This window comes from Stenotrophomonas sp. 2694, assembly GCF_040548715.1.
GTDB classification, from domain to species: domain Bacteria; phylum Pseudomonadota; class Gammaproteobacteria; order Xanthomonadales; family Xanthomonadaceae; genus Stenotrophomonas; species Stenotrophomonas indicatrix.
In genome coordinates this window covers 38,954-62,020 of record NZ_JBEPSG010000007.1, presented here as the reverse complement: position 1 = coordinate 62,020, position 23,067 = coordinate 38,954, and the positions used below count along the sequence as shown (strand labels likewise).

At 66.4% G+C, this 23,067-nt stretch carries 21 protein-coding genes; 8 read left to right on the top strand and 13 right to left on the bottom strand.

The window, feature by feature from the left end:
- Positions 1–90: 90 nt before the first annotated feature.
- From gyrA to ligA, 6 genes are all read right to left on the bottom strand, one after another.
- Positions 91–2,805, bottom strand: a complete 2,715-nt coding sequence (gene gyrA, locus ABIA73_RS10595) for a DNA gyrase subunit A (protein WP_354275741.1) — start codon at positions 2,803–2,805, stop codon at positions 91–93.
- A gap of 233 nt (positions 2,806–3,038) precedes the next feature.
- Complete coding sequence (mtnA, locus tag ABIA73_RS10590; RefSeq protein WP_059064602.1) at positions 3,039–4,103, bottom strand: S-methyl-5-thioribose-1-phosphate isomerase; 1,065 nt, start codon at positions 4,101–4,103, stop codon at positions 3,039–3,041.
- 47 nt (positions 4,104–4,150) lie between these two features.
- Positions 4,151–4,882, bottom strand: a complete 732-nt coding sequence (locus tag ABIA73_RS10585) for a DUF3011 domain-containing protein (RefSeq protein WP_025876921.1) — start codon at positions 4,880–4,882, stop codon at positions 4,151–4,153.
- A 134-nt stretch (positions 4,883–5,016) separates the two neighbouring features.
- Entirely contained in the window at positions 5,017–5,973 is a 957-nt protein-coding gene (gene epmA, locus ABIA73_RS10580) for an EF-P lysine aminoacylase EpmA (protein WP_025876919.1), read from the bottom strand.
- Entirely contained in the window at positions 5,970–6,455 is a 486-nt protein-coding gene (locus tag ABIA73_RS10575; RefSeq protein WP_025876917.1) for a GNAT family N-acetyltransferase, read from the bottom strand. The genes epmA and ABIA73_RS10575 overlap by 4 nt, the downstream gene beginning before the upstream one ends.
- A gap of 51 nt (positions 6,456–6,506) precedes the next feature.
- Complete coding sequence (gene ligA, locus ABIA73_RS10570) at positions 6,507–8,978, bottom strand: NAD-dependent DNA ligase LigA (RefSeq protein ID WP_354275822.1); 2,472 nt, start codon at positions 8,976–8,978, stop codon at positions 6,507–6,509.
- 180 nt (positions 8,979–9,158) lie between these two features.
- On the opposite strand from ligA, the gene ABIA73_RS10565 reads away from it, so the two are divergent.
- Positions 9,159–10,283 carry a pyridoxal phosphate-dependent aminotransferase gene (locus ABIA73_RS10565; RefSeq protein ID WP_354275740.1) on the top strand — a complete coding sequence of 375 codons (1,125 nt, stop codon included), beginning with the start codon at positions 9,159–9,161 and terminating at the stop codon, positions 10,281–10,283.
- 130 nt (positions 10,284–10,413) lie between these two features.
- Here the strand turns inward: ABIA73_RS10565 and zipA are convergent, their stop codons facing one another.
- The 7 genes from zipA to ABIA73_RS10530 all read right to left on the bottom strand — a co-directional run bounded on the left by zipA (position 10,414) and on the right by ABIA73_RS10530 (position 17,515).
- Positions 10,414–11,151, bottom strand: coding sequence for a cell division protein ZipA (zipA, locus tag ABIA73_RS10560; RefSeq protein WP_025876911.1), 738 nt, complete (start codon positions 11,149–11,151; stop codon positions 10,414–10,416).
- A 46-nt stretch (positions 11,152–11,197) separates the two neighbouring features.
- Entirely contained in the window at positions 11,198–14,701 is a 3,504-nt protein-coding gene (gene smc, locus ABIA73_RS10555) for a chromosome segregation protein SMC (protein WP_025876909.1), read from the bottom strand.
- A gap of 400 nt (positions 14,702–15,101) precedes the next feature.
- Entirely contained in the window at positions 15,102–15,554 is a 453-nt protein-coding gene (gene rplI, locus ABIA73_RS10550) for a 50S ribosomal protein L9 (RefSeq protein ID WP_025876905.1), read from the bottom strand.
- Positions 15,555–15,659: 105 nt separating this feature from the next.
- A complete protein-coding gene (gene rpsR / locus ABIA73_RS10545; RefSeq protein ID WP_002804494.1) occupies positions 15,660–15,890 on the bottom strand; it encodes a 30S ribosomal protein S18 in 231 nt (76 codons plus the stop codon).
- Between the two features lie 11 nt (positions 15,891–15,901).
- A complete protein-coding gene (rpsF, locus tag ABIA73_RS10540) occupies positions 15,902–16,339 on the bottom strand; it encodes a 30S ribosomal protein S6 (RefSeq protein WP_025876882.1) in 438 nt (145 codons plus the stop codon).
- 201 nt (positions 16,340–16,540) lie between these two features.
- Positions 16,541–17,083 carry a CbrC family protein gene (locus ABIA73_RS10535; RefSeq protein ID WP_218787730.1) on the bottom strand — a complete coding sequence of 181 codons (543 nt, stop codon included), beginning with the start codon at positions 17,081–17,083 and terminating at the stop codon, positions 16,541–16,543.
- Positions 17,084–17,176: 93 nt separating this feature from the next.
- Complete coding sequence (locus ABIA73_RS10530) at positions 17,177–17,515, bottom strand: HesB/IscA family protein (RefSeq protein WP_354275739.1); 339 nt, start codon at positions 17,513–17,515, stop codon at positions 17,177–17,179.
- A 130-nt stretch (positions 17,516–17,645) separates the two neighbouring features.
- Here ABIA73_RS10530 and asnS point away from each other — a divergent pair, with 130 nt between their 5' ends.
- The 7 genes from asnS (at position 17,646) to kynU (ending at position 23,064) form a co-directional block, all read left to right on the top strand.
- Positions 17,646–19,040 (top strand): asparagine--tRNA ligase, encoded by a 1,395-nt coding sequence (asnS, locus tag ABIA73_RS10525; protein WP_012511556.1) that lies wholly within the window; start codon positions 17,646–17,648, stop codon positions 19,038–19,040.
- Positions 19,041–19,073: 33 nt separating this feature from the next.
- Positions 19,074–19,373, top strand: coding sequence for a hypothetical protein (locus tag ABIA73_RS10520; RefSeq protein WP_006376524.1), 300 nt, complete (start codon positions 19,074–19,076; stop codon positions 19,371–19,373).
- A 7-nt stretch (positions 19,374–19,380) separates the two neighbouring features.
- A complete protein-coding gene (locus ABIA73_RS10515) occupies positions 19,381–19,695 on the top strand; it encodes a hypothetical protein (protein ID WP_025876872.1) in 315 nt (104 codons plus the stop codon).
- Between the two features lie 9 nt (positions 19,696–19,704).
- A complete protein-coding gene (locus ABIA73_RS10510) occupies positions 19,705–20,343 on the top strand; it encodes an FMN-binding negative transcriptional regulator (protein WP_140227372.1) in 639 nt (212 codons plus the stop codon).
- 73 nt (positions 20,344–20,416) lie between these two features.
- On the top strand, positions 20,417–21,079 hold the full coding sequence (gene can, locus ABIA73_RS10505; RefSeq protein WP_309910178.1) for a carbonate dehydratase: 663 nt from the start codon (positions 20,417–20,419) through the stop codon (positions 21,077–21,079).
- A 21-nt stretch (positions 21,080–21,100) separates the two neighbouring features.
- Positions 21,101–21,622 (top strand): 3-hydroxyanthranilate 3,4-dioxygenase, encoded by a 522-nt coding sequence (locus tag ABIA73_RS10500; protein ID WP_025876865.1) that lies wholly within the window; start codon positions 21,101–21,103, stop codon positions 21,620–21,622.
- 167 nt (positions 21,623–21,789) lie between these two features.
- On the top strand, positions 21,790–23,064 hold the full coding sequence (kynU, locus tag ABIA73_RS10495) for a kynureninase (RefSeq protein WP_280883779.1): 1,275 nt from the start codon (positions 21,790–21,792) through the stop codon (positions 23,062–23,064).
- The last annotated feature ends 3 nt before the right edge of the window (positions 23,065–23,067 follow it).

Genomic DNA, 23,067 nt, shown 5'->3' with positions numbered 1-23,067 from the left:
CACCGTGAAGTGCGTGCGTATTTTCGACTGCAGACACGACGACGCCGGCACAAGGCCGGCGTCGTCGGGTACCTCAGCATCGCGGCAGGATCACTCCTGCGCGGCGTCCTCGCTGCTGGCAGCAGCCGGTGCGCCGTCGGTCGCGGCCGGGGCGGCGGCGGCCACCTCGTCCTCGTCCTCGTCGATCGAGGCATCCATGCGCTCCACCGCCTGCAGCTTCTCGTCCTTGGACAGGCGGATCAGGGTCACGCCCTGGGTGTTGCGGCCGACGCGGCTGATTTCCGAGCCACGGGTACGCACCAGGGTGCCGCCGTCGGAGATCAGCAGGACTTCATCGTCGGTACCCATCAGCACCGCGGCAACCAGCTTGCCATTGCGCTCGGTGGTCTGGATGCCGATGACGCCCTGCGTGCCACGACCCTTGCGCGGGTAGTCCGGCAGCGGGGTGCGTTTGCCGTAGCCGTTTTCGGTGGCGGTGAGGATGTAACGCAGGTTGGCGTCGTCGGCACCTTCGATCAGCGCATCGCCATTGGCGACGGCCTCCTCGACACCGTTGTCGTCCTCGTTCTCGTCCTCGATGCCGCCAGCACTCTCGGCCACGATCAGGCTGACCACTTCCTCGCCGGCCGGCATCCTGATGCCGCGCACGCCGGTAGCGGTACGACCCATCGAGCGGACCTTGTCTTCACCGAAGCGCACGGTCTTGCCGTTGGAGGCGAACAGCAGGATGTCACGCTCGCCATCGGTCAGGCCGACGCCGACCAGGGCATCGCCCTCTTCGAGGTTGATCGCGATCTTGCCGCGGGCCAGACGGAAGGCGAACTCGCCCAGCGGGGTCTTCTTGACCGTACCGTTCTTGGTGGCGAAGAACACGAACTGGCCATCGGCGTACTCGCGCACCGGCAGCACGGCCTGCACGCGTTCGCCCGGCTCCAGCGGGATCCAGTTGATGATCGGACGACCGCGGGCATTGGAACCGGCTTCAGGCAGCTGGTAGACCGGCAGCCAGAACACCTTGCCCGAACTGGTGAAGGTCAGCAGCGTGTCGTGCGTGTTGACCAGCCACAGCTGCTCGATGAAATCCTCTTCCTTGGTCGACGCTGCGCTGCGGCCACGGCCGCCTCGACGCTGGGCGCGATAGGCGCTGACCGGCTGGCGCTTCACGTAACCGGCATGCGACAGGGTGACCACCACGTCTTCCGGGGCGATCAGGTCGAGGATGTCCAGGTCTTCTTCGCTGTGGCGGATCTCGGTACGGCGCTCGTCACCGAACTCGGCCCGCACGTTGATCAGCTCTTCGCGGATCACCTGCAGCAGGCGATCGGGATCTTCCAGGATATGGATGAGCCCGGCGATCACTTCCAGCAGCTGCTTGTATTCCTCGGTCAAGCGGTCCTGCTCCAGCCCGGTCAGGCGATGCAGGCGCATTTCCAGGATCTGCGTCGCCTGGATCTCGGTCAGCTGGTAGCCGCCTTCGATCAGGCCCACGCCCTTGGGCAGGTCATCGGGACGCGAGGCTTCGGCACCGGCGGCGCCGAGCATCGAACCGACCAGGCCCGGTTCCCACAGGCGCGCAAGCATGCGCTCGCGTGCCTCGGTGGGGTTCGGCGAGGTCTTGATCAGTTCGATCATCTCGTCGATGTTGGCCAGCGCAACGGTCAGGCCTTCCAGCACGTGGGCACGGGCGCGCGCCTTGCGCAGCTCGAACACGGTGCGGCGGGTAACCACTTCGCGACGGTGGCGGACGAAGGCCTCCAGCATCTGCTTGAGGTTCATCAACTGCGGGCGGCCGTCGACCAGCGCCACCATGTTGATGCCGAACACCGACTCCATCTGGGTCTGCTGGTAGAGGTTGTTGAGCACAACCTCGGCCGACTCGCCGCGCTTGATTTCGATGTAGATGCGCATGCCGTCCTTGTCGGACTCATCGCGCAGCTCGCTGATGCCTTCGATCTTCTTTTCCTTGACCAGCTCGGCGATCTTCTCGATCAGACGCGCCTTGTTCACCTGGTAAGGAATTTCAGTGACGATGATCGATTCGCGGCCGTTGTCGGCCACTTCGACATCCGCCTTGGCACGGATGCGCACGCGGCCACGGCCGGTGCGGTAACCGGCGATGATGCCGGCGGTGCCGTTGATGATGCCCGCAGTCGGGAAATCCGGGCCCGGGATGAACTCCATCAGGCCGTCGATATCGATTTCCGGATTGTCGATCAGCGCGATGCAGGCATTGATCGATTCGGTGAGGTTGTGCGGCGGAATGTTGGTCGCCATGCCCACCGCGATACCGGCCGAACCATTGACCAGCAGGTTCGGGAACCGGGTCGGCATGACCGTCGGCTCCAGTTCCTTTTCGTCGTAGTTGGGCTGGAAATCGACGGTTTCCTTGTCGATGTCCGCCATCAGCTCATGCGCGAGCCGCGACATGCGCGCCTCGGTGTATCGCATCGCCGCGGCGGAGTCGCCGTCGACCGAACCGAAGTTACCCTGGCCATCGACCAGCATGTAGCGCAGCGAGAACGGCTGTGCCAATCGCACCAGCGTGTCGTACACCGACTGGTCGCCATGCGGGTGGTACTTACCGATGACGTCACCGACGATACGTGCCGACTTGAAGTAGGGCTTGTTGCTGTGCGCGTTGAGTTCATTCATCGCAAACAGCACACGACGATGCACCGGCTTGAGGCCATCGCGCGCATCTGGCAGCGCGCGCCCCACGATCACGCTCATGGCGTAATCGAGGTAGCTCTTGCGCATCTCGTCTTCCAGGTTGACCTGGATGATTTCCTTGGCGGTTTCTGCCATTCGGGTTCCGTTGTCTGGTAGCGGTCCAGTCCGGCGCATCCACCCGGGGGTGGTCGTGCCGGAACCTCGATTCAACCGCTGGATTCTACCACACGGGGCCGTTTTCCGCCTGCCTTTACGGTGATTTTACCGGCACAAATCAGGAACTTAGGGGGTTGCCGGCCAGCGGCCGGCACTACTGGACGCCGGGGTCGGAGCCCTTTCCAGCGGAAAGGCACCCGCCCCTGCCGGCGTCAACCGCCGAAGGCGGTACGCATGTTCTCCGCGGTCGGGTTCAGGATCACCCCCCGCTCGGTCACAATGGCATCGATCAGCTCGCCCGGGGTGACATCGAACACCGGGTTCCAGGCGGCGATGCCCTCGGCCACGGTGCGGGTGCCGCCCACGCCGTACAGTTCGCCCGGGTCGCGCTGCTCGATCTCGATCTGGCTGCCGTCCACGGTATCCATGTCCACCGTCGAGGACGGCGCCACGACCATGAACTTCACCCCGTGGTGGCGGGCCGCGATGGCCAGCTGGTAGGTGCCGATCTTGTTGGCCGTATCGCCATTGGCGCAGATGCGGTCGGCGCCCACGATCACCCACTGCACCGCACCGGTCTTCATCAGGTGCGAGGCGGCCGAGTCGGCGATCAGCGTCGCGTCGATGCCGTCCTGCTGCAGCTCCCATACGGTCAGGCGCGCACCCTGCAACCACGGCCGGGTCTCACCTGCAAACACACGGGCGATGCGGTCCTGGGCCATGCCGGCGCGGATCACGCCCAGCGCCGTACCGAAGCCGGCGGTGGCCAGCGAGCCGGTATTGCAATGGGTCAACACGCCGCTGCCGGCCTCGATCAGGCCGGCACCGAGTGCGCCCATGTGGCGGTTCGCGGCCAGGTCTTCTTCGGCGATCGCTTGCGCTTCAGCCTCCAGCAGCGCCTTCCAGTCGGCACCGGCAGCGCTCAGGCAACGTCGCATGCGTGCCAGCGCCCAGGCCAGGTTGACCGCGGTCGGGCGCGAGGCATTCAGCCGCTGCAGCGCCGGTTCCAGCTGCTGCAGGGCATGCGCGCCATCGGCCGCCTGCACATCACGTGCGGCCAGCACCACACCCCAGGCGGCAGCGATGCCGATGGCCGGCGCACCGCGCACGGTCAGGGCGTGGATGGCCGCGGCCACCTCATCGCTGTCATGGCAAGCCACATGTTCGACCACGAACGGCAGCTTGCGTTGGTCGAGCAGTTGCAGGGCATCGCCGGTCCACAGGATCGGGCGGATGTGGTCGTAGCGGGCGTAGTCGAGGTCGGTGGCGGTATTCATGGCCCCATTGTAGGGCCACGCCACGCACGGATGGACCCCGTCCGGGGTCAGTTCACCGAGAATTCGGCGCGGCAGCCGCCATCGACCCAGATGCCGTTGCGGTTCCAGCCCCAGGTGCTGCCTTCCTCGCACGGGGTGCTGGAAAGCTGGTTGGAGAGGGTGGCGCTGGTGGAGATGCTGGCGCCACAGAAGCGGCGCTTCTTGGACTTGGATTCGCAGGTCAGCCGGCGCGGCATGTCGACGAAACGGCCCTGCTCGTCGGCCACCTCGAAATCACCCTGGCAACCGCGGGTGGTCCACACCTCATTGCGCTTGTAGCCCCAGCCCTGCCCTTCCCGGCACGGCAGCACCGACAGCTGCCGCAGCAACCGTACCGGCGCACCGTCCAGGCGTACCGGGCAGCTCTGCGGGCGGCCATTGGACTCACAGCGCACTACCCGCCGCACCAGTCGCTTGCGGCCCTCGGCCGAGGGCACGGCATCAGTCTCTGCACCGCGCGCGCGGAACTCGGCGCGGCAGCCCAAGGTCACCCACACGCCACTGCGGTCGGTGCCCCACTCGCTGCCACGGATGCAGCTGTTGTTGGACAACTGGCGGATCAGGTCAACGCCGTTGCTGACATCGATGTCGCAATGCACCCAACCCATGTCGCGGGATTCGCAGGTCACCACTTCGCTGTCATAGCCAAGCGACTGCGCCGATGCGGTCGACGGAAGCAGGCCACCCCATATCGCCACGGAGTACATCGGTGCCGCTACGACCGCAAACCACTTGACCAAAGCCTTCCCCATGAATGGATGAACCACGACGCAAGTGTGCGGTATCGGCTGTGATAAGAGCATCATCGTGCTTGCTGAATCAAGCGCGCAAACGCGTGTTTTCGTTCAGCCTGCCAGGTCCAGGGGAAATCGGCTCATGCGTGGGCGAAATCGAATGCAAGCACGTCGGCGATGCGCGGTGTGCGGTGCATCGCCATCAGCAGGCGATCAATGCCAACGGCAACACCGGCACAGGCGGGCATTGCAGGCAGTGCATGCAACAACGCTTCATCCAGCGCGGGCTGTACCTGCCCCCGTGCATGGCGACGCTGCAGGTCATGCTGGAAACGCGCGCGCTGTTCAGCCGCATCGTTCAGTTCGTTATAGCCATTGGCCAGCTCCACCGCGCCCAGGTACAGCTCGAAACGCTCGGCCAGCGGCGGTGTGCCGGGGCGGATGCGCGCCAGTGCCGCCTGGCTGGCGGGCCAGTCGTGGACCACGGTCATGACCGTGTCATCGAAGTGCGGTTGGATACGGTGGGTCATCAACAGATCCAGCCAATCATCGCGGGTCAGGCCTACCGGATCGATGTGCACCTCGCCCAGCGCAGCGCGCAGTTGGCCCTCATCGGCATCGAACGGGTCCACGCCGGCCTGTTGCTGGAACAGTTCGCGATAGCTCAGCACGCGCAGCGTCGCGCTGCGGCCAACCAGCGCCAACGCCTGCCCCACCAGTTCCGCGGTTTCCTGCAGCAACCGATGGTGGTCCCAGCCAACCCGATACCACTCCAGCATGGTGAACTCGGGATTGTGGCGGCCACCGGCTTCGCCATTGCGGAACACCCGGCCCAGCTCATAGCAGTCGCCCACGCCGGCAGCGAGCAGGCGCTTGAGCGGGAACTCCGGCGACGTGCGCAGCCAGCGGCGGCGTCCGCCCGCATCGACGTGGCCGCTGAAATCGGTGTGGAAGCTGTCGATGTTCGGCTCGGTGTTGCCGGCCACGGAAAGGATCGGCGTTTCCACTTCCAGCACGCCACGCTCGGCAAAGAAGCGTCGCACCAGCGCATTGAGGCTGGCACGCTGTTGCAGGCTGCGCAGCAGTGCCTCGCTCACAGGATGCCCTCCGGCCGCGGATGGTCCAGCGGCAGGGTCAGCAGATCGCGCGTGTCATCGATGTAGCCACTGGCCAGGTACAGGCGGCGCGCCAGTTCGTTGTGATGGTTCACCTCCAGCCGCAGCCGGCTGACCCCGCGCCCGCGTGCGCGTTGTTCGCAGATGGCCAGTGCCCGCTTGCCACGGCCACGGCCACGCGCGCGGTGGCTGAGGTAGAGCTCGTCGAGCAGCATGAAATGGCCGCCCTGCTCCAGGCTGAAGCCCATCGCGATGACCGCATAGCCAACGACGGCCGCGGCCTCGTCCAGCCACAGCAGCACTTCCCCGTTGCGCGGATCGGCCAGCAGCGCATCGACACCACGGCGCACGCGCGCATCGTCGAATTCGATCTTGTCTTCGGCGTAGAAATCGCGCATCAGCGCGATCAGCAGTTCCTCGTCGGCACGGGTGGCCAGGCGGAAATCCAGCGGAGCGGTCTGCATCAGTGTTCCTTTGCGGTTGCGTGCCGGGTGCCTGCGCACCCGGCCGGTTCATCACTCGTGTTCGGCCAGGTAGGCCAGCAGGCGCTCTTCATCCCACACCGGAACGCACAGCGATTGCGCCTTGTCCAGCTTTGAACCCGCTTCGGTGCCGGCCACCACGAAGCTGGTCTTCTTCGACACGCTGCCGGATACCTTGGCGCCCAGCGCCTCCAGACGCTCCTTGGCGGTATCGCGATTGAGCTGGGCCAGCGTGCCGGTAAGCACCACCGTCTGCCCGTCCAGCGGGCCGGCCACCACTTCGGCCAGGGCCGGTGCGCTGGCCAGGATGTGCTTCATCTCCACTTCGGCGGCCAGCAACATCGCGCCATGGCCCTCGCTGTCCAGCCAGTCAGCGACGCCGCGCGCGGTGTCATCGGGCAGGCCGGCGTTGACGAACTGGCCGTGCTCGGCGTCCAGCACCGCCTGCGCGCTGGGCAGTGCGGCCACCAGCTTCTCCGCGCGCAGGCGGGTAATGCCGGGAATCTCCGCTTCGACCAGCAGCTGGGCAAGGTCCAGCCCCTCGCGCAGCTTTGCACTTGGCGGGTGCACGTCGCTGATGCGCACCTGCCCCACCTGCAGCAGCGCATCGATGGCCTGTTGGTTGCCTTCCTGTTCGAAGAAGTGGCCCAGCGAGCGCGCCACTTCGCCACCGATGTCGGGCACGCGCTTGAACAACGGCCACGGCAGGCGGCGGATCAACGCCAGATCGCCAAACCACTGTGCCAGTGCCTTGGCGGTGCTCTCGCCGACGTGCTCGATGCCCAGTGCGAACAGCAGTCGCTCCAGCGTCGCATCACGGCTGGCGTCGATCGCAGCGATCAGGTTGTCAGCCCACTTGGTCGCGATCTTCCTGGTGTTCCATTCAAAAGCTGCCGGCTGCGCCAATGCCTGCGCGCGCCACCCCGCATCGTTGCCATCCAGCTTCAACACAGCGTTGAGCACCGCGCCGCTGCCTTCGGCCGGCAGGTGCAGTTTCAGGCTGGCCGCGAGCGCGGAAGGATCTTCTGCGTCCAACACCAGCTTCAGGTGCAGCAGCTGGTCGCGGGTGAGGCGGTACAGATCAGCCACGCTCCTGACGATGCCGGCGTCCACCAGGGTTTCGATGTACTTGTCGCCGAGACCGTCGATATCCATCGCCCGTCGCGAAGCGAAGTGGGCGATGGCCTCCTTGCGCTGCGCCGGGCAGGACAGCTCGCCCGAGCAGCGCCAGGCAGCAGCCCCTTCCTCGCGCACGATCTCCGAGCCGCACACCGGGCAGGTGGTCGGCATCTGCCAGGGCGTGGTGCCGGCGGGACGGCGATCGAGAATGACGCTGACCACTTCCGGAATCACATCGCCGGCACGGCGCACGATCACGCTGTCGCCCACGCGCACATCCAGGCGCGCGATCTGGTCGGCGTTGTGCAGGGTGGCATTGGAGACGATCACACCGGCCACCGCGACCGGCGCAAGGCGCGCCACCGGGGTGGCAGCACCGGTACGGCCGATCTGGATTTCGATGGCCTCCAGCGTAGTGTTCTGTTCCTGCGCCGGGAACTTGTGCGCGATGGCCCAGCGTGGTGCGCGCGACACGAAGCCCATGGCCTGCTGGCCGGCGCGGTCATCGAGCTTGTAGACCACGCCATCAATGTCGAATGCCAGACCGTCGCGACGCTCGCCAATGTCACGGTAGTACGCCAGCAGGCCGTCGCTGCCTTCCACCACCTTGCACAGGTCGCTGACCGGGAAACCCCAGTCGCGCAGCTGCGCCAGCGTGCCCGAGTGCGTATCGGGCAACTCACCGCCCTGCACTTCACCGGTACCGTAGGTGAAGAAACTGAGCCTGCGCTGCGCGCTGATCTTCGGGTCAAGCTGGCGCAGCGAACCGGCCGCGGCATTGCGCGGATTGGCCAGCACCTTGCCACCGTGCAGGCGCGCGCGCTCGTTGTAGGCCTCGAAGTCGGCGCGGGCCATGTAGACCTCACCGCGCACTTCCAGCACATCCGGCCAGTCCCTGCCTTTCAGGCGCTTGGGAATGTCGCCGATCTCCCGCAGGTTGGCAGTCACGTCCTCACCGGTGCTGCCATCGCCCCGGGTGGCGCCCAGCACGAAATGACCGTCCTCGTAACGCAGGCTGATCGCCAGGCCGTCCATCTTCGGTTCGGCGGAAAAACGCAGGGTGCCGCGGCGCAGGCGCTCATCGATGCGGCGCACGAAGTCGGCCACTTCCTCATCGCTGAAGGCATTGGACAGCGACAGCATCGGTACCGCATGGGTGACTTCGGCGAAGCGGCCGGACGGGCGTGCCCCGACCTGCTGGGTCGGGCTGTCGGCACGGGCGAGATCAGGATGCTCGCGCTCCAGCGCCTCCAGCTCACGCACCAGACGGTCGTAGTCGACGTCAGGGATCTCCGGCGCATCCAGCTCGTGATAGGCGCGATTGGCCTGGGCGATCTGCCGGCGCAGGTCTTCGGCACGTTCGGCGGGGCTGGGGCTCATCGGAATCCGCGGGTTCTGGGATGGCCGGGAATTCTACCGCGCCTGCGCGCAGCACCTTGTAGAACTGGGCCATGCGGGACTGGCGGCAAGCAACGGTCGCGCATGATTGGAGACGCTGCATACCCCCTTGCCCGCACTGACCACCAGCGCTAGCGTGCGTCGGTCGCCCTTCCGGAACCGCCCCCTGTGACCTTGCCTGCCTCCCGTCGCCACTTCCTGCAGCTGGCCGGTGCCGGTCTCGCCCTCGCCAGCAGCGGCCTGCCCCGGTCGGCCCAGGCACAGCCGGCGACCGTTGCGCCGCCACCCGCCGATGCGGGCGCGGTGCTGCTGAACTTCAACGAATGCCCCTATGGCCCCTCGCCGGCCGCCCAGCAGGCGGCGCGCGACAGCATCGCCAGCTGCGGCCGTTACCGCTTCGCCCTGGCCGGTGAGGTGCGCGACGCATTCATCGCCCAGGCCGGCATTCCCGCCGACCACGTGCGCCTGTATCCGGGCTCCAGCGAACCGCTGAACCGTGCGGCGACACTGTGGACCGGCCCGCAGGCGGGCCTGGTGGTGGCCGACCCGACCTTCGAGACGCTGGGCGAGATGGCAGCTGCGCGCGGCGCCCATGTGCAGAAGGTGCCGCTGCGCGGCGATGGCGCGCACGACCTGCGCGCGATGGCGGCCGCCGCGCACGCGCGACCGACCGGCCTGCTGTACGTGTGCAATCCCAACAACCCCACCGGCTCGATCAGCCCGGCCAACGAGCTGGCCTGGCTGCTGGCCAACAAGCCCGCAGGTACCCGGGTGCTGCTGGACGAGGCCTATCTGCAGTACAGCGAACAGCCCAGCCTGATTGCACAGGTGGCCCAGCGCGATGACCTGATCGTGCTGCGCACCTTCTCCAAGCTGTACGGCATGGCCGGCCTGCGTCTTGGCGTGGCTGCAGCGCATCCGGAGCGCCTGCGCGAGCTGGCGAGCCTGGGCGAGAACCCGCTGCCGGTGCCCGCCCTTGCAGCGGCACTGGCCAGCCTGCGCGACCCGCAGTTGATCCCGCAGCGACGTCTGCAGAACGCCAAGCTCCGGCAGGCCACCATCGCCTGGCTGGGCAAGCGTGGCTTTGACTGCCTGCCGACCGAAGCGAACTGCTTCGTGGTGGATGTGCAGCGCGACGGCGCGGCCTTTGCAAAGGCGATGGCGGACAACGGCGTGGTGATCGGCCGCAGCTGGCCGATCTGGCCGCAGCGCGTGCGCGTGACCGTGGGCACCGAGGAAGAGATGGCGCGCTTCCGCAGCGCGTTCGCGAAGGTAGCCGGCGTACCGGTCTGACCCTATCCACGCATGGCGTGGATCTACTGGTCTGGTGGGGGGGCGAACCCTGGTTCGCCGCATCCACGCATGGCGTGGATCTACTGTTGTGGGTGCCGACCGTTGGTCGGCACGCCAGGACCTGCCGCGCTTACCAGCGCGGGGTCTTGGTCAGCGGCGGCGCCTGGTGCTGGCGGTCATAGGCGCGCAGCTCATCACGGATGTGGGCGATGCGCTGGCGGCCGAGCGCGTTGCGGCTGTCATCCAGCACCACACCATCGAGCAGTTCAGCCATGCGCTGCACGGTCGGCAGCATCTTCTCCCAGGCGTCCAGCGCGGTCAGCGGTGCCGGCAGGGTCAGGAAGAAGGCGATGGCCGGGGTTTCCATGGCGCGGATGTTGCCCATGTCGAAGCTGCCCGGCTTCATGATGCTGGCCATCGAGAAAATCGGGCCTCGCTCGGGATGCCCCTCCACCAGCCGGTGGAAGACATTCATGTGGCCAAACACCAGGCCGGTCTTCTCCGCTGCCACGACGATGTCTTCGCCGCGCAGCTGCTCACCGGCGCGGGCGGCCACGAACAGCGAAACGATCTTGTCGAAATCCTGCGTCGCGCGCTTGCCCAGGTCGCTGGCCGCGCCATCGACATCGGGCAACCCCAGTTCGGCCTGCTCGACCGTCTCGCCCATGCCCGGCTCGACGCGGTCGCCGGCCACAGGCACGCCATCCTCGCCCAGCACCGGCTCGCGACGCTCGCCGCTGGTCGGTTCGGCGCTATCGAGGCGACGGCCCTGGGGCTTCTTTTTCGGGCGGCCAAACAGGAAGATCGCAGCGACCAACAGCAGGCCGGCGGCCAGGATGCCGATGCGCAACAGTGCCGTGTCGGACATTCGTTAGGTTCTCCGGCTAGTTCATTCAGGTAACTAGGATGGCACGTCAGGCCGCGCCCGCCAATCGCGCGGCTTCTTCCAGGTCCACGCTGACCAGCCGGCTGACTCCCGGCTCGCGCATCGTCACGCCCGACAACTGGTGCGCCGCTTCCATCGTGGCCTTGTTGTGGCTGACGAACAGGAACTGCACCTTCTCGCTCATTTCCTTGACCATGTTGGCCAGGCGGCCGACGTTGGCTTCATCCAGCGGCGCGTCCACCTCGTCCAGCAGGCAGAACGGTGCCGGGTTGAGCTGGAAGATCGCAAACACCAGCGCCACGGCGGTCATCGCCTTTTCGCCGCCGGACAGCAGCGAGATGCTCGACACGCGCTTGCCCGGGGGACGCGCCATGATGGTCACGCCGGTATCGAGAAGGTCTTCGCCGGTCAGCTCCAGGTAGGCGTGGCCGCCACCGAACAGGCGCGGATACAACGCCTGCACACCGGCGTTGACACGATCGAAGGTGTCCTTGAAGCGGCCCCGGGTTTCGCGGTCGATCTTGCGGATCGCATCTTCCAGGGTCTCCAGCGCGGTGGTCAGGTCCACGTGCTGCGCATCCAGATACTCCGAGCGCTGCGAGGCTTCGCCATACTCGTGGATCGCGGCCAGGTTGACCGGCTCCAGCCGGCGCATGCGACCGTCGATCTGGTGCACCGCCTGCTCCCAGTCGCCCAGGCGGGCCTCTTCGGGCAGCGCGTTGATCACATCCTGCAGCACGAAACCGGCCTTCTCCACTGCGCCCTGCAGGGTTTCGGCACTGAGTACCAGCGCCTGCTGGTCCAGCTTGCGCTGCGAGATGCGCTCGCGCTGGGACAGCGCCTGCTCGTCGCGCTGGTGGCGGGTCTGCTCGTAGTTGCGCAGTTCGGCATCGATGCCATCCAGCAACGTGCGCGCTTCGGTCAGCACGCGATCGGCACGGACACGCTCTTCCAGCGCGTTCTGGTGCTCGGCCTGCAGCGATTCGACCGGGGTATCGCCTTCGTCCAGCTGCGAATGCAGTTCGCCCAGGCGTGCATCAAGCTGGCCGCGCTGGGTGCTCATGCGTTCCAGCGCCTGGCTCAACGACGCCACCTGGGCGCGCTGTGATTCCAGGGTCAGGGCCAACGCGTGCGACCGCTCGCGCACCGCACGGGCGGCGTCGCGGGCCAGATCACGCGCCTCGGTCAACTGACGGCGTTCGCCCTCCAGGCCCTGCCGGTTCGACTCCAGGTCACCCATGCTGTTGACCGCATTCTCCAACCGCGCACGCGCTTCACGCGCCTGCTCGCGATTGATGTCCAGGGTCTCCAGCAACTGGCTGAGCTCGCCTTCGATACGGTCGATGCGCGTACGTGCCGCCTCCACCTTGCCCTGCTGGCCCTGCAGCTGGCCGGCCAGTTCGGACACCGCGCGGTGCGCCAGGTACAGCGCACGCTGCGCATCCTCGCGCTGCTGTTCGGCGGCCAACAGGTGCTCGCGGAAACCGGCCAGCTGTTCTTCCAGTTCGGCTTCGCGCGATTGCAGCTGCTCGATCTGCTCGCGCAGTTCGTTGATTTCGCGTTCGCGCAGCAGCGCGCCCTGCTTGGCGGCGCCGGAGCGCGACACGCGCACCCAGCCTTCGCCCAGGCGTTCGCCGCCCTGGGTGATGATGGAATCGCCCTCGGGCAGGCTGGCCTGCAGTGCATTGGCTTCGGCAAGGTCACGCGCGCCGTGCAGGCGTGCAAGCAGGCGCCGGATCGGCGCCGGGCCCCGCACACGTGCAGCCAGCGAGGTCGGCGCGACCTTCAGGTCCGCACCGTCATTGGCAACCAGCGCGATGCGGCCTTCGCCCAGCTCACCCAACGCATCGACCAGGCTGGCCGGGTCGTCGACCAGCACGCCTTCGATCAATTGACCGAGCGCGCTTTCCACTGCGTTTTCCCAACCCGCATCAACATCAAGGCGCTCACCCACGCGCGCGGCCGAATCCAGCCCACGCGACTTCAGCCACGCCACCGCCGCGCCCTGCTCCTGGCCGAGTGCAGCCTGCTGCAGGGTTTCCAGCGAAGACAGGCGCCCGCGCAGGCCATTGACCTGCTTGCGCAGCTCGGCCAGCTCGTTCTGCCCGTTGCGCTGCTGCTCCTGCACGGCGGCGACACCGTGCTTGCGCTCCTCGACCTGCTCGGTCAGCTCATCCAGCGCGGTCTTCTGCGTATCGTGCTGCAGGTGCAGCTGCTCGAAGACTTCATCCAGTGCATCCACGTCCAGCCCGGCACGTTCGGCCGCCAGCGCTTCGCGGCGACGATCGGCATCAAGGATCTGCTTGTCCAGGTAGTCCACGCGGGTGCGCTCGACCTCGCCGGCGCGCGAGGCTTCCGAGCTCTGCGAGGTGTGCTGCTCCCAACGCTGCTGCCAATCGGACAACCGCGCTTCGGCCTCACGCAGGCCTTCCTGCTTGATCTCGTTTTCTTCCTGCAGCGCTTCCAGCTGCGGGGTAGCCGCATCGACCGCTTCGCGCAGCACCATCAGCTTGGCCTCGTCGCCGCTGATGTGCTGGCCCAGTTCGGCCAGTGCCTGGCGGGTTTCATCGCGCGCCTTGTGCAGGCGCTGCGACAGTTCGCGCTGGTGCTGGATCTGCTGTTCGAGGCGGGCCAGCGTGCTGCCCACCTGGTAGACCTCGGCCTGCGCGGCATTGAGCGCGTCGGCAGCCTCCTCGCGGCGCACGCGGGAAGTCTCGATCCGCGCCTCAGCGTCGCGCTGGTCGGCAATCAGCTGCTGCAGCTTGGTTTCTTCCTGCGACAGCCCTTCGCGCAGCTTGGACAGGCGACCATCCAGGCCACGGTATTCCAGCGCCTTCCACTCCGCATCCTTGACCCGGCGCTCTTCCTGCAACGCCTGGTACTGCTCGGCCTGCTTGGCCTGCCGCTTGAGGTGCTCGAGCTGCTTGGTGATTTCCTCGCGCAGGTCGCCAAGGCGGTCCAGGTTCTCGCGGGTGTGGCGGATGCGGGTCTCGGTTTCCTTGCGGCGCTCCTTGTACTTGGAGATGCCCGCGGCCTCTTCCAGGTACACGCGCAGGTCTTCCGGGCGCGCTTCGATGATCTGGCTGATCATCCCCTGCTCGATGATCGAGTAGCTGCGCGGGCCCAGGCCGGTGCCGAGGAACAGGTCGGTGATGTCGCGACGACGGCACTTGGTGCCGTTGAGGTAATAGTTGCTGCTGCCGTCGCGGCTGACGGTGCGCTTGACCGAGATCTCGTTGAACGAGGCGTACTCGCCGGAGATCGTGTGGTCGGAGTTGTCGAAGATCAGCTCGACGGTGGCCTGCGAGACCGGCTTGCGGGCATTGGAACCGGAGAAGATCACGTCGGTGAGCGAGTCACCACGCAGGCGGCTGGCCGAACTTTCGCCCATGACCCAACGCACCGCGTCGATGATGTTCGACTTGCCGCAGCCATTGGGGCCCACCACGCCGGTCATGTTGGTCGGCAGGTGCAGGGTGGTCGGATCGACGAAGGACTTGAAGCCGGACAGCTTGATCGTGGAAAGACGCATGGCGTGATTGGGTTCCGGGCAAGGGCCTTACGGCCGCCACCATAGTGGATGTCAGGTCAGCCAGCACCTCAAGCCCTTGATTTCAAAAGAATTCAACAAGGCCAAGGGTGACGCAATGGAATGAGTATAGCGGGGCCAATGTTCCACGGGCGGGATGACCGTGGGAGGAGGCTCAGCGCTCACGCCCGCTCGTGCTTCCCCGCTCTGCCGGGGGCCGCCCCGTAAACCGACCCGGGTCCAGAAAATGAGGCCAACGCATTGATCTTCATGGATTCATCCAGGCTCTGTCGGCACGGGCGCGGCAGGCCAAGCACCGGCCCGGCCGGACGGGCCGCCCCAAAACAAAACGGGCACCCTTGCGGGCGCCCGTTCTGGTGATACCAGGCCTTGCGGCGTGGGATCAGGCCTTTTCGGCTTCAACCACGACCTTGACGGTGGTCTCGACGTCCGCGTGCAGGTGCACCAGGACTTCGTACTCGCCAATGTTGCGGAAGGCGCCTTCGCCCAGGATGACTTCGCTCTTGCTCAGCGCCAGGCCGGCAGCGGTGAAGGCATCGGCGATTTCGCGCGCGCCGACCGAGCCGTACAGCTTGCCTTCGGTCGAAGCGTTGGCGGCGACGGTCACGCTCGCGCCTTCCAGCTTGGCCTTGCGGGCTTCGGCTTCAGCGTGGATGGACTGGGCCTTGGCTTCGTAATCAGCGCGCTTGGCTTCGAACTCGGCCTTGTTGCTCTCGGTGGCCGGAACGGCCTTGCCCTGCGGCACGAGGAAGTTACGGCCGTAGCCCGGCTTCACGTCGACCAGGTCGCCCAGGTTGCCGAGGTTGGTGACTTTCTGCAGGAGGATCAGCTGCATGGTATTGCTCCAGATAAGTTATTCGTTAGCGAGGCGCGGGCCCCGCAACAAAGGCTGTCCGAATAGCTGGCACAGCGGGGGCAGCGCGAAGCTGCCCCGCCGGCATCAGACGTCGTGGTTGTCGGTGTACGGAATCAGGGCCAGGAAGCGAGCGCGCTTGACGGCGGTCGCCAGCTGACGCTGGTACTTCGACTTGGTACCGGTGACGCGGCTCGGCACGATCTTGCCGTTCTCGGTCAGGTACTGGCGCAGGGTGTTGAGATCCTTGTAGTCGATCTCCTTGACACCTTCGGCCGTGAACTTGCAGAACTTGCGGCGACGGAAGAACTTGGACATGTCAGTGCTCCTTAGGCGGCCGAAGCGGCGTCGTCGCCGGCATCGTTGTCAGCGGCGGGGGTGGTTTCGCCTTCTTCGTCATCACGACGACGACGCTCACCACGCTCGGGCTTGTCGCCCTTCTCGTCCTTGCTCTTCATGATCAGCGACTGCTCGGTGTCAGCCTCGTCACGCTTGATGACCAGGTTGCGCAGGACGGCGTCGTTGAAGCGGAAGCTTTCGGTCAGCTCGGTCAGCACGGCCTGGTCGACTTCGATGTTCAGCAGCACGTAGTGCGCCTTCACCAGGTTCTGGATCGGGTACGCCAGCTGGCGGCGGCCCCAGTCTTCCAGACGGTGGATGGTGCCGTTGCCGTTCTCGACCAGCGACTTGTAGCGCTCGATCATGGCCGGGACCTGCTCGCTCTGGTCCGGGTGGACCATGAACACGATTTCGTAATGACGACTCATGTTTTTCTACCTTTCGGATGTGGCCTTGCGGCCGGACAGCCCCCCGCCGTTGATACCGCGGTGGGGCAAGGGATCCTGCCAGGGAGGCAGGAAGCCGCGCATTATGGCGCAGATGGGGCTGCCGGGCAACCGGCGAGCCGCAGAGCGACCTGAACCTGGTAGCGCCGGGCCATGCCCGGCGAACGCGGAAACCGCCCCGGGCTACCCCAGGTCCACATGCAGGCGGTGCTGGCCGCATTGCAGGCACTGGAACAGGCAGCCAACCATCTCCCCGTCACGGCTCAGGTGTTCCAGCAACCACTCGGCGTCGCGCGGGTTGACCTCGGCCACGTCCGGCCGGACCTGGTCGAGGATGGGCAGGAGGTCCTCGCTGCCGGCATAGCCGAGGAAGGCGCAGGGCCGTTCACAATGGCTCAGCCAGACCGATTGCTGCCAGGACAAGTAACCCGGGGTGCGCTCGCAGATCTCCAGCAACTGCCCGCGGGGAATGGTCGGTGGCGGATCGGCCGGGTCCGGCGACACCCCCTCGATATCGCTCCAGCCGGTGAATTCACCCTCATAACTGGCCGCTGCCCTGCCATCGGCGATACACCAGGGGCACAGGTAATCGGGACGCAGAGGTGTGTAGAACGGCCCCCGGTAACGAAGCGTCCGGGACTGACCGCAGCAGTCACAGATCCCGTCGACCTCTTCGAAGGAGAGGGCGTAGGCGTTGGGGTGATAAATGAAAAGCGGTCGTTCCATCCGTGGATCCCTTCCCTGCCGACCAAGGTCGGCATCTACCAGAGCAGGTTCCGATAGCGCCGGACCACGTCCGGCGGGCGCCAGAACCGGCCGTCAGGCCTTGTCGGCGTCGGTGGTGAAGCTCTCGCCGCAGCCGCACTCGGCGGTGGCATTCGGGTTGCTGAACGTGAAGGTCTCGCTCAGGCCGTGCTTGCCGAAGTCGATCACGGTGCCGTCCACCAGGGCCAGGCTCTTGGCGTCGACATAGATCTTTACCCCGTTCTGGTCGAACACGGTGTCGTCCGCGCGCTCCTCGCGGGCCAGGTCGGTGATGTGGCCCCAGCCCGAGCAGCCGGTCTTGGTCACGCCAAAACGCAGGCCCAGCGCGCCGGGGGTCTGGGCGACAAAGCGCTGCACGCGCTCGAAGGCAATAGGGGTCAGGCTGACAGCCATGGTGGATCACTCCAGAGGTACCGGGACATTATAGGGAGCCGATGACCGCAGAAATGCCTCGCAAGCAGAACGCTGCAACCGGTAAACTCCCGTGTTCATAGATCGAGTCGATCAGCAGAGGATTCAAGTCATGACGGTGGTCAGCGTTGAACATGCGCTTGCCGGGAAGATCCCGGAAGGTGGCGAAGTCACGGTACGCGGTTGGGTGCGCACGGTGCGCGGTTCAGCAAATCTGGCTTTCGTGAATGTGACCGACGGCTCCTGCTTCGCCCCGATCCAGGTCGTGGCCGGCGACGCGCTGGCCAACTTCGACGAGATCAAGCGCCTGACCACCGGCTGCTCGCTGGTGGCCACCGGCACGCTGGTGAAGTCGCAGGGCAAGGGCCAGTCGTTCGAGATCCAGGCCAGCGCGGTCGAGGTGGTCGGCTGGGTCGAAGACCCGCTCACCTACCCGATCCAGCCCAAGCCGATGACGCCGGAGTTCCTGCGTGAAGTGGCGCACCTGCGCCCGCGCACCAACCTGTTCGGCGCGGTCACCCGCATCCGCAATTGCCTGGCCCAGGCCGTGCACCGCTTCTTCCACGAGAACGGCTTCAACTGGATCAGCACCCCGATCATCACCACCTCCGACGCCGAAGGTGCCGGCCAGATGTTCCGCGTATCCACCCTGGACATGGTGAACCTGCCGCGTGACGCCCAGGGCGGGATCGACTTCAGCCGCGACTTCTTCGGCAAGGAAACCTTCCTGACCGTGTCCGGCCAGCTGAACGTCGAGGCCTACTGCCTGGCGCTGAGCAAGGTGTACACCTTCGGCCCGACCTTCCGCGCCGAGAACAGCCACACCACCCGCCACCTGGCGGAGTTCTGGATGATCGAGCCGGAAATCGCCTTCGCCGACCTGGCCGAAGACGCACGCCTGGCCGAGGAATTCCTGAAGTACCTGTTCCGCGCGGTGCTCAACGAGCGCGGCGACGACCTGGCCTTCATCGCCGAGCGCGTGGACAAGAACGCGATCACCAAGCTGGAAGACTTCATCAACGCGCCGTTCGAACGCATCGATTACACCGATGCGGTCAGCCTGCTGCAGAAGTCCGGAAAGAAGTTCGACTTCCCGGTCGAATGGGGCCTGGACCTGCAGACCGAGCACGAGCGCTGGCTGACCGAGGAACACGTCGGTCGCCCGGTGGTGGTGACCAACTACCCCGAGCACATCAAGGCCTTCTACATGCGCCTGAACGATGACGGCAAGACCGTCGCGGCGATGGACGTGCTGGCCCCGGGCATCGGCGAGATCATCGGTGGCAGCCAGCGCGAAGAGCGCCTGGACGTGCTGGATGCACGCATGGCGCAGTTCGGCCTGGATCGCGAGCACTACAGCTGGTACCGCGATTTCCGCCGCTACGGCTCGGTACCGCACGCCGGCTTCGGCCTGGGCTTCGAGCGCCTGGTGGTGTACGTCTGCGGTCTGTCCAACATCCGCGATGCGATCCCCTACCCGCGCGCCCCGGGCAGCGCGGACTTCTAAGCCCACACGCACGACCACGGAGGTACTGCCCCCATGACCCTGTTCTTCGCCCTGTGTTTCGTCGGCGTTGCAGTGGCCGGGTTCAGTGCCTTCGTGATTTTCTGGCCGCTGACCCTGGTGCATGTGCGCGATCGCCATCCGGCGCTGGCGCAGCGCTTCGGCAGTGGCGCCTTCCTCAAGCCCGATGCGCTGGGCTGGCTGCTGCGGCGCGAATACCGCACCCAGCCGGACCGCTCGCTGTCCGGGCTGGCGACGCCCGCCTGGGTATCGCTGCTGACCCTGCTGGCCGGACTGGGCATGGCTGCCCTGCTCTGGCTGGCCTCGCTCTGGTAAGACACACATGAACGACCTTTCCCACGTCCGCGACAGCTGGTGGCTGGCCAGCCTCGGCAACACCCTGATCTGGGCGCGCCTGCGCATCCGCGAGGCCGGCACTGCCGAAGTGCTGGACAGCGATGGCAATACGCTGAGCTACGACAGCGAAGACACTGCACGCTCGCAGCTGTTCGATGCCGAGTTCGTCGAGTACGACGGCCTGGATGAAGAAGATGCGCTGGTGCGCGGTTTCTCGCTGCATGAAGTGCAGCCACCGCAGGCAGGCAGCGACGAAGGCCTGCGCGGGCGCATGGTGCAGTCGCTCGGCAGCCGCGCCTGAGGCCAACCGATGTTCACCCCGCGCGCTTTCGCCGAGACCGACCTGCTGTGGCTGGATCGCCTGCTGGCGCGTGATCCATTCGTCACCGTGCTGACCGCCGGTGGCGATGGCCTGCCGGAACTGACCCGGCTGCCGGTGCTGTACCAGCGCGACGGCGACCACATCGAGCTGCGCGGCCACTGGGCCCGTGCCAACCCGCAGGCACGTCACAGCGGTGCGGCCAAGGTGTTGGTGGACGGGCCGCACGGCTATGTATCGGCCAGCTGGTACCCGGACAAGGAGCCGATGGCACGGGTGCCCACCTGGAACTACGCCGTCGCCGAGCTGCGCGGCCAGTTGCAGCCCTTCGACGGTACCGATGCCCTGGCCCAGCTGGTCAGCGATACCGGCGACCACTTCGAAGCCAGCGTCGGCCAGGACTGGCGGTTCGAACCCGAGCGTGACGACCACCGCCGCCAGCTGCGCGGCATCGTCGGCTTCCGTTTTACCGTCGAACAGGTGCAGCTGACGCTGAAGCTGAGCCAGAACCACCCCGAGGCCAACCAGCAGGCGGTGATGGCCGAACTGGAACGCCTGGACAATCCCCATTCCACCGAACTGGCGCAGTGGATGCGCCGGTATCGCGACGAAGCCGCCGCAGGCAGCTGAGCGCTCTGTTTCCCGCGACGACGCGACCAGAACGGCCGCGCCTTGCCCCCACCCGACGTCAGGGACCCCGAACATGAAAGACATCCACAAGCTGCTGCAGAACAACCGCGAATGGGCTGACCGGATCGAGAAGGAAGATCCTGACTTCTTCCATCAGCTGGCCAAGCAGCAGCATCCGGAATACCTGTGGATCGGCTGTTCCGATTCGCGCGTGCCGGCCAACCAGATCATCGGCATGGCCCCGGGTGAGGTGTTCGTGCATCGCAACGTGGCCAATGTGGTGGTGCATACCGACCTGAACTGCCTCAGCGTGATCCAGTACGCCGTGGACCAGCTGAAGGTGAAGCACATCCTGATCGTTGGCCATTACGGCTGCGGCGGCGTGCACGCCAGCCTGAACAACACGCGGGTGGGCCTGGCCGACAACTGGCTGCGCCATGTCGGTGACGTGGCGCAGAAGCACGCCGTGATCATGGATGCGATCGAGGAGCCGGAGCTGAAGCATGCCCGCCTGTGCGAACTGAACGTGATCGAGCAGGTGGTCAACGCCTGCCGCTCGACGATCGTGCAGGACGCCTGGGCCCGCGGCCAGAAGCTGATGGTGCACGGCTGGGTGTACAGCCTGAAGGACGGCCGCGTGCGCGAAATGGGCATCGACGTGGGCGCACCGGAAGAACTGCAGCCGGCCTACGAGAAGGCCCTGTCCTACGTTCCGCGCCGCGGCCGGCGCGACTGACCCTCCCTTACGGACACCCCCATGCTTGCCTCCCCCATCAACCTGCTGGGCTGGATCGAGGAAAACCGGCATCTGTTGAAGCCGCCGGTCGGCAACAAGATGATCGACAACGGTGATTTCATCGTGATGGTGGTCGGCGGGCCGAACAGCCGCACCGATTTCCACTACGACGAAGGCCCGGAGTGGTTCTACCAGCTGGAAGGCGAGATGGTGCTGAAGGTGCAGGAGGATGGCGCGGTGCGCGATATCCCGATCCGTGCCGGCGAAATCTTCCTGCTGCCGGGCAAGGTGCCGCACTCACCGCGGCGCCCGCCCGGTGGCATCGGCCTGGTGGTCGAGCGCAAGCGCCTGCCGCATGAACGCGATGGCGTGATCTGGCATTGCGAGCGCTGCAACCACAAGCTGCACGAAGAGTACTTCACGCTGCAGAACATCGAGACCGACCTGCCGAAGGTGTTCGCGCACTACCAGGCCAGCCTGGAACTGCGCACTTGCAGCGCGTGCGGCCATGTGGATCCGTTGCCGGCGCCAGTGGCGGCCTGACGGCGCTCCGCCCCCGGTAGATGCCCACCTTGGTGGGCGCTTGTTCGCACGTGCGCCAACCAAGGTTGGCCACTACCGGATCATGCGGCGCTGGCGCTGGGTGCGCAGCTACCGGGTGATGCCCCAGGCGCTACACTGGCAACCCCGTTGCAGCCTGTTGCCCGACCATGTCCGACCTGCTCAGCCGCACCCACGCCATTGCCCTTGATGCCGCCGATCCGCTGCGGCCGCTGCGGCAGGAATTCCTGATTCCGCGCCATGGTGGCGGTGAGCAGACCTACTTCGTCGGCAACTCGTTGGGCCTGCAGCCGCGCGGTGCGCAGGCTGCGGTGCAGGAAGTGATGAAGCAGTGGGGCGAACTGGCGGTGGAAGGCCACTTCACCGGGCCGACTCAATGGCTGTCATACCACCGCCTGGTCAGCGCACAGCTGGCCCGCGTGGTCGGTGCGCTGCCAAGCGAAGTGGTGGCAATGAACACGCTGAGCGTGAACCTGCACCTGATGATGGTCAGCTTCTACCGGCCCACGGCCGAACGCCCGGTGATCCTGATGGAAGCCGGCGCGTTCCCGACCGACCGCCACGCGGTGGAAGCACAGATCCGCTTCCATGGCTTCGACCCGGCCGACTGCCTGGTGGAAGTGCAGCCGGATGAAGCCAACGGCACGATCTCGATGGCTGCGATCGAGCGTGCGATCGCCACGCACGGTCCGCGCCTGGCGCTGGTGCTGTGGCCCGGCGTGCAATACCGCAGCGGCCAGGCCTTCGACCTCGATGCGATCACCCGCGCCGCACGCCTGCAGGGTGCGCGCATCGGCTTCGACCTGGCGCACTCGGTCGGCAACCTGCCGCTGCGCCTGCATGACATCGCGCCGGATTTTGCCGTGTGGTGCCACTACAAGTACCTCAACAGCGGCCCCGGCGCAGTGGCCGGTGCCTTCGTGCACGAGCGCCATCATCGCGACACCACGCTGCCGCGCTTTGCCGGCTGGTGGGGCCACGACGAAGCCACCCGCTTCCAGATGGCACCGCAGTTCACGCCGGCGGTGGGTGCCGAGGGCTGGCAGCTGAGCAACCCGCCGATCCTCGGCCTGGCGCCACTGCGGGCATCGCTGGACCTGTTTGAACGCGCCGGCATGGAATCGCTGCGCAGCAAGTCGCTGGCACTGACCGGCATGCTCGACGCACTGGTACGCGCGCGCCTGCCGCAGGTGCTGGAGATCGTCACCCCGGCCGAGCCGGAGCGCCGCGGCTGCCAGCTGTCGCTGCGGGTGATCGGCGGCCGCGAGCGCGGACGCGCCCTGTTCGAACACCTGCGCGCCATCGGCGTGCTGGGTGACTGGCGCGAACCGGACGTGATCCGCATCTCGCCCACCCCGCTCTACAACCGCTACCTCGACGTGCACCACTTCGTCGAGGAAGTGGAAGCCTGGGCTGGCCTGTAAGCC

What these genes read in the sequence shown, in the direction of transcription:
- zipA (WP_025876911.1), bottom strand. Translation starts at nt 11,151, where the DNA reads ATGTCCGACACGGCACTGTTGCGCATCGGCATCCTGGCCGCCGGCCTG.
- ABIA73_RS10500 (WP_025876865.1), top strand. Translation starts at nt 21,101, where the DNA reads ATGCTTGCCTCCCCCATCAACCTGCTGGGCTGGATCGAGGAAAACCGG.
- ABIA73_RS10575 (WP_025876917.1), bottom strand. Translation starts at nt 6,455, where the DNA reads ATGCAGACCGCTCCGCTGGATTTCCGCCTGGCCACCCGTGCCGACGAG.
- asnS (WP_012511556.1), top strand. Translation starts at nt 17,646, where the DNA reads ATGACGGTGGTCAGCGTTGAACATGCGCTTGCCGGGAAGATCCCGGAA.
- ABIA73_RS10510 (WP_140227372.1), top strand. Translation starts at nt 19,705, where the DNA reads ATGTTCACCCCGCGCGCTTTCGCCGAGACCGACCTGCTGTGGCTGGAT.
- rpsR (WP_002804494.1), bottom strand. Translation starts at nt 15,890, where the DNA reads ATGTCCAAGTTCTTCCGTCGCCGCAAGTTCTGCAAGTTCACGGCCGAA.
- ABIA73_RS10535 (WP_218787730.1), bottom strand. Translation starts at nt 17,083, where the DNA reads ATGGAACGACCGCTTTTCATTTATCACCCCAACGCCTACGCCCTCTCC.
- rpsF (WP_025876882.1), bottom strand. Translation starts at nt 16,339, where the DNA reads ATGAGTCGTCATTACGAAATCGTGTTCATGGTCCACCCGGACCAGAGC.
- kynU (WP_280883779.1), top strand. Translation starts at nt 21,790, where the DNA reads ATGTCCGACCTGCTCAGCCGCACCCACGCCATTGCCCTTGATGCCGCC.
- ABIA73_RS10515 (WP_025876872.1), top strand. Translation starts at nt 19,381, where the DNA reads ATGAACGACCTTTCCCACGTCCGCGACAGCTGGTGGCTGGCCAGCCTC.
- ABIA73_RS10530 (WP_354275739.1), bottom strand. Translation starts at nt 17,515, where the DNA reads ATGGCTGTCAGCCTGACCCCTATTGCCTTCGAGCGCGTGCAGCGCTTT.
- ABIA73_RS10520 (WP_006376524.1), top strand. Translation starts at nt 19,074, where the DNA reads ATGACCCTGTTCTTCGCCCTGTGTTTCGTCGGCGTTGCAGTGGCCGGG.
- can (WP_309910178.1), top strand. Translation starts at nt 20,417, where the DNA reads ATGAAAGACATCCACAAGCTGCTGCAGAACAACCGCGAATGGGCTGAC.
- gyrA (WP_354275741.1), bottom strand. Translation starts at nt 2,805, where the DNA reads ATGGCAGAAACCGCCAAGGAAATCATCCAGGTCAACCTGGAAGACGAG.
- smc (WP_025876909.1), bottom strand. Translation starts at nt 14,701, where the DNA reads ATGCGTCTTTCCACGATCAAGCTGTCCGGCTTCAAGTCCTTCGTCGAT.
- mtnA (WP_059064602.1), bottom strand. Translation starts at nt 4,103, where the DNA reads ATGAATACCGCCACCGACCTCGACTACGCCCGCTACGACCACATCCGC.
- rplI (WP_025876905.1), bottom strand. Translation starts at nt 15,554, where the DNA reads ATGCAGCTGATCCTCCTGCAGAAAGTCACCAACCTCGGCAACCTGGGC.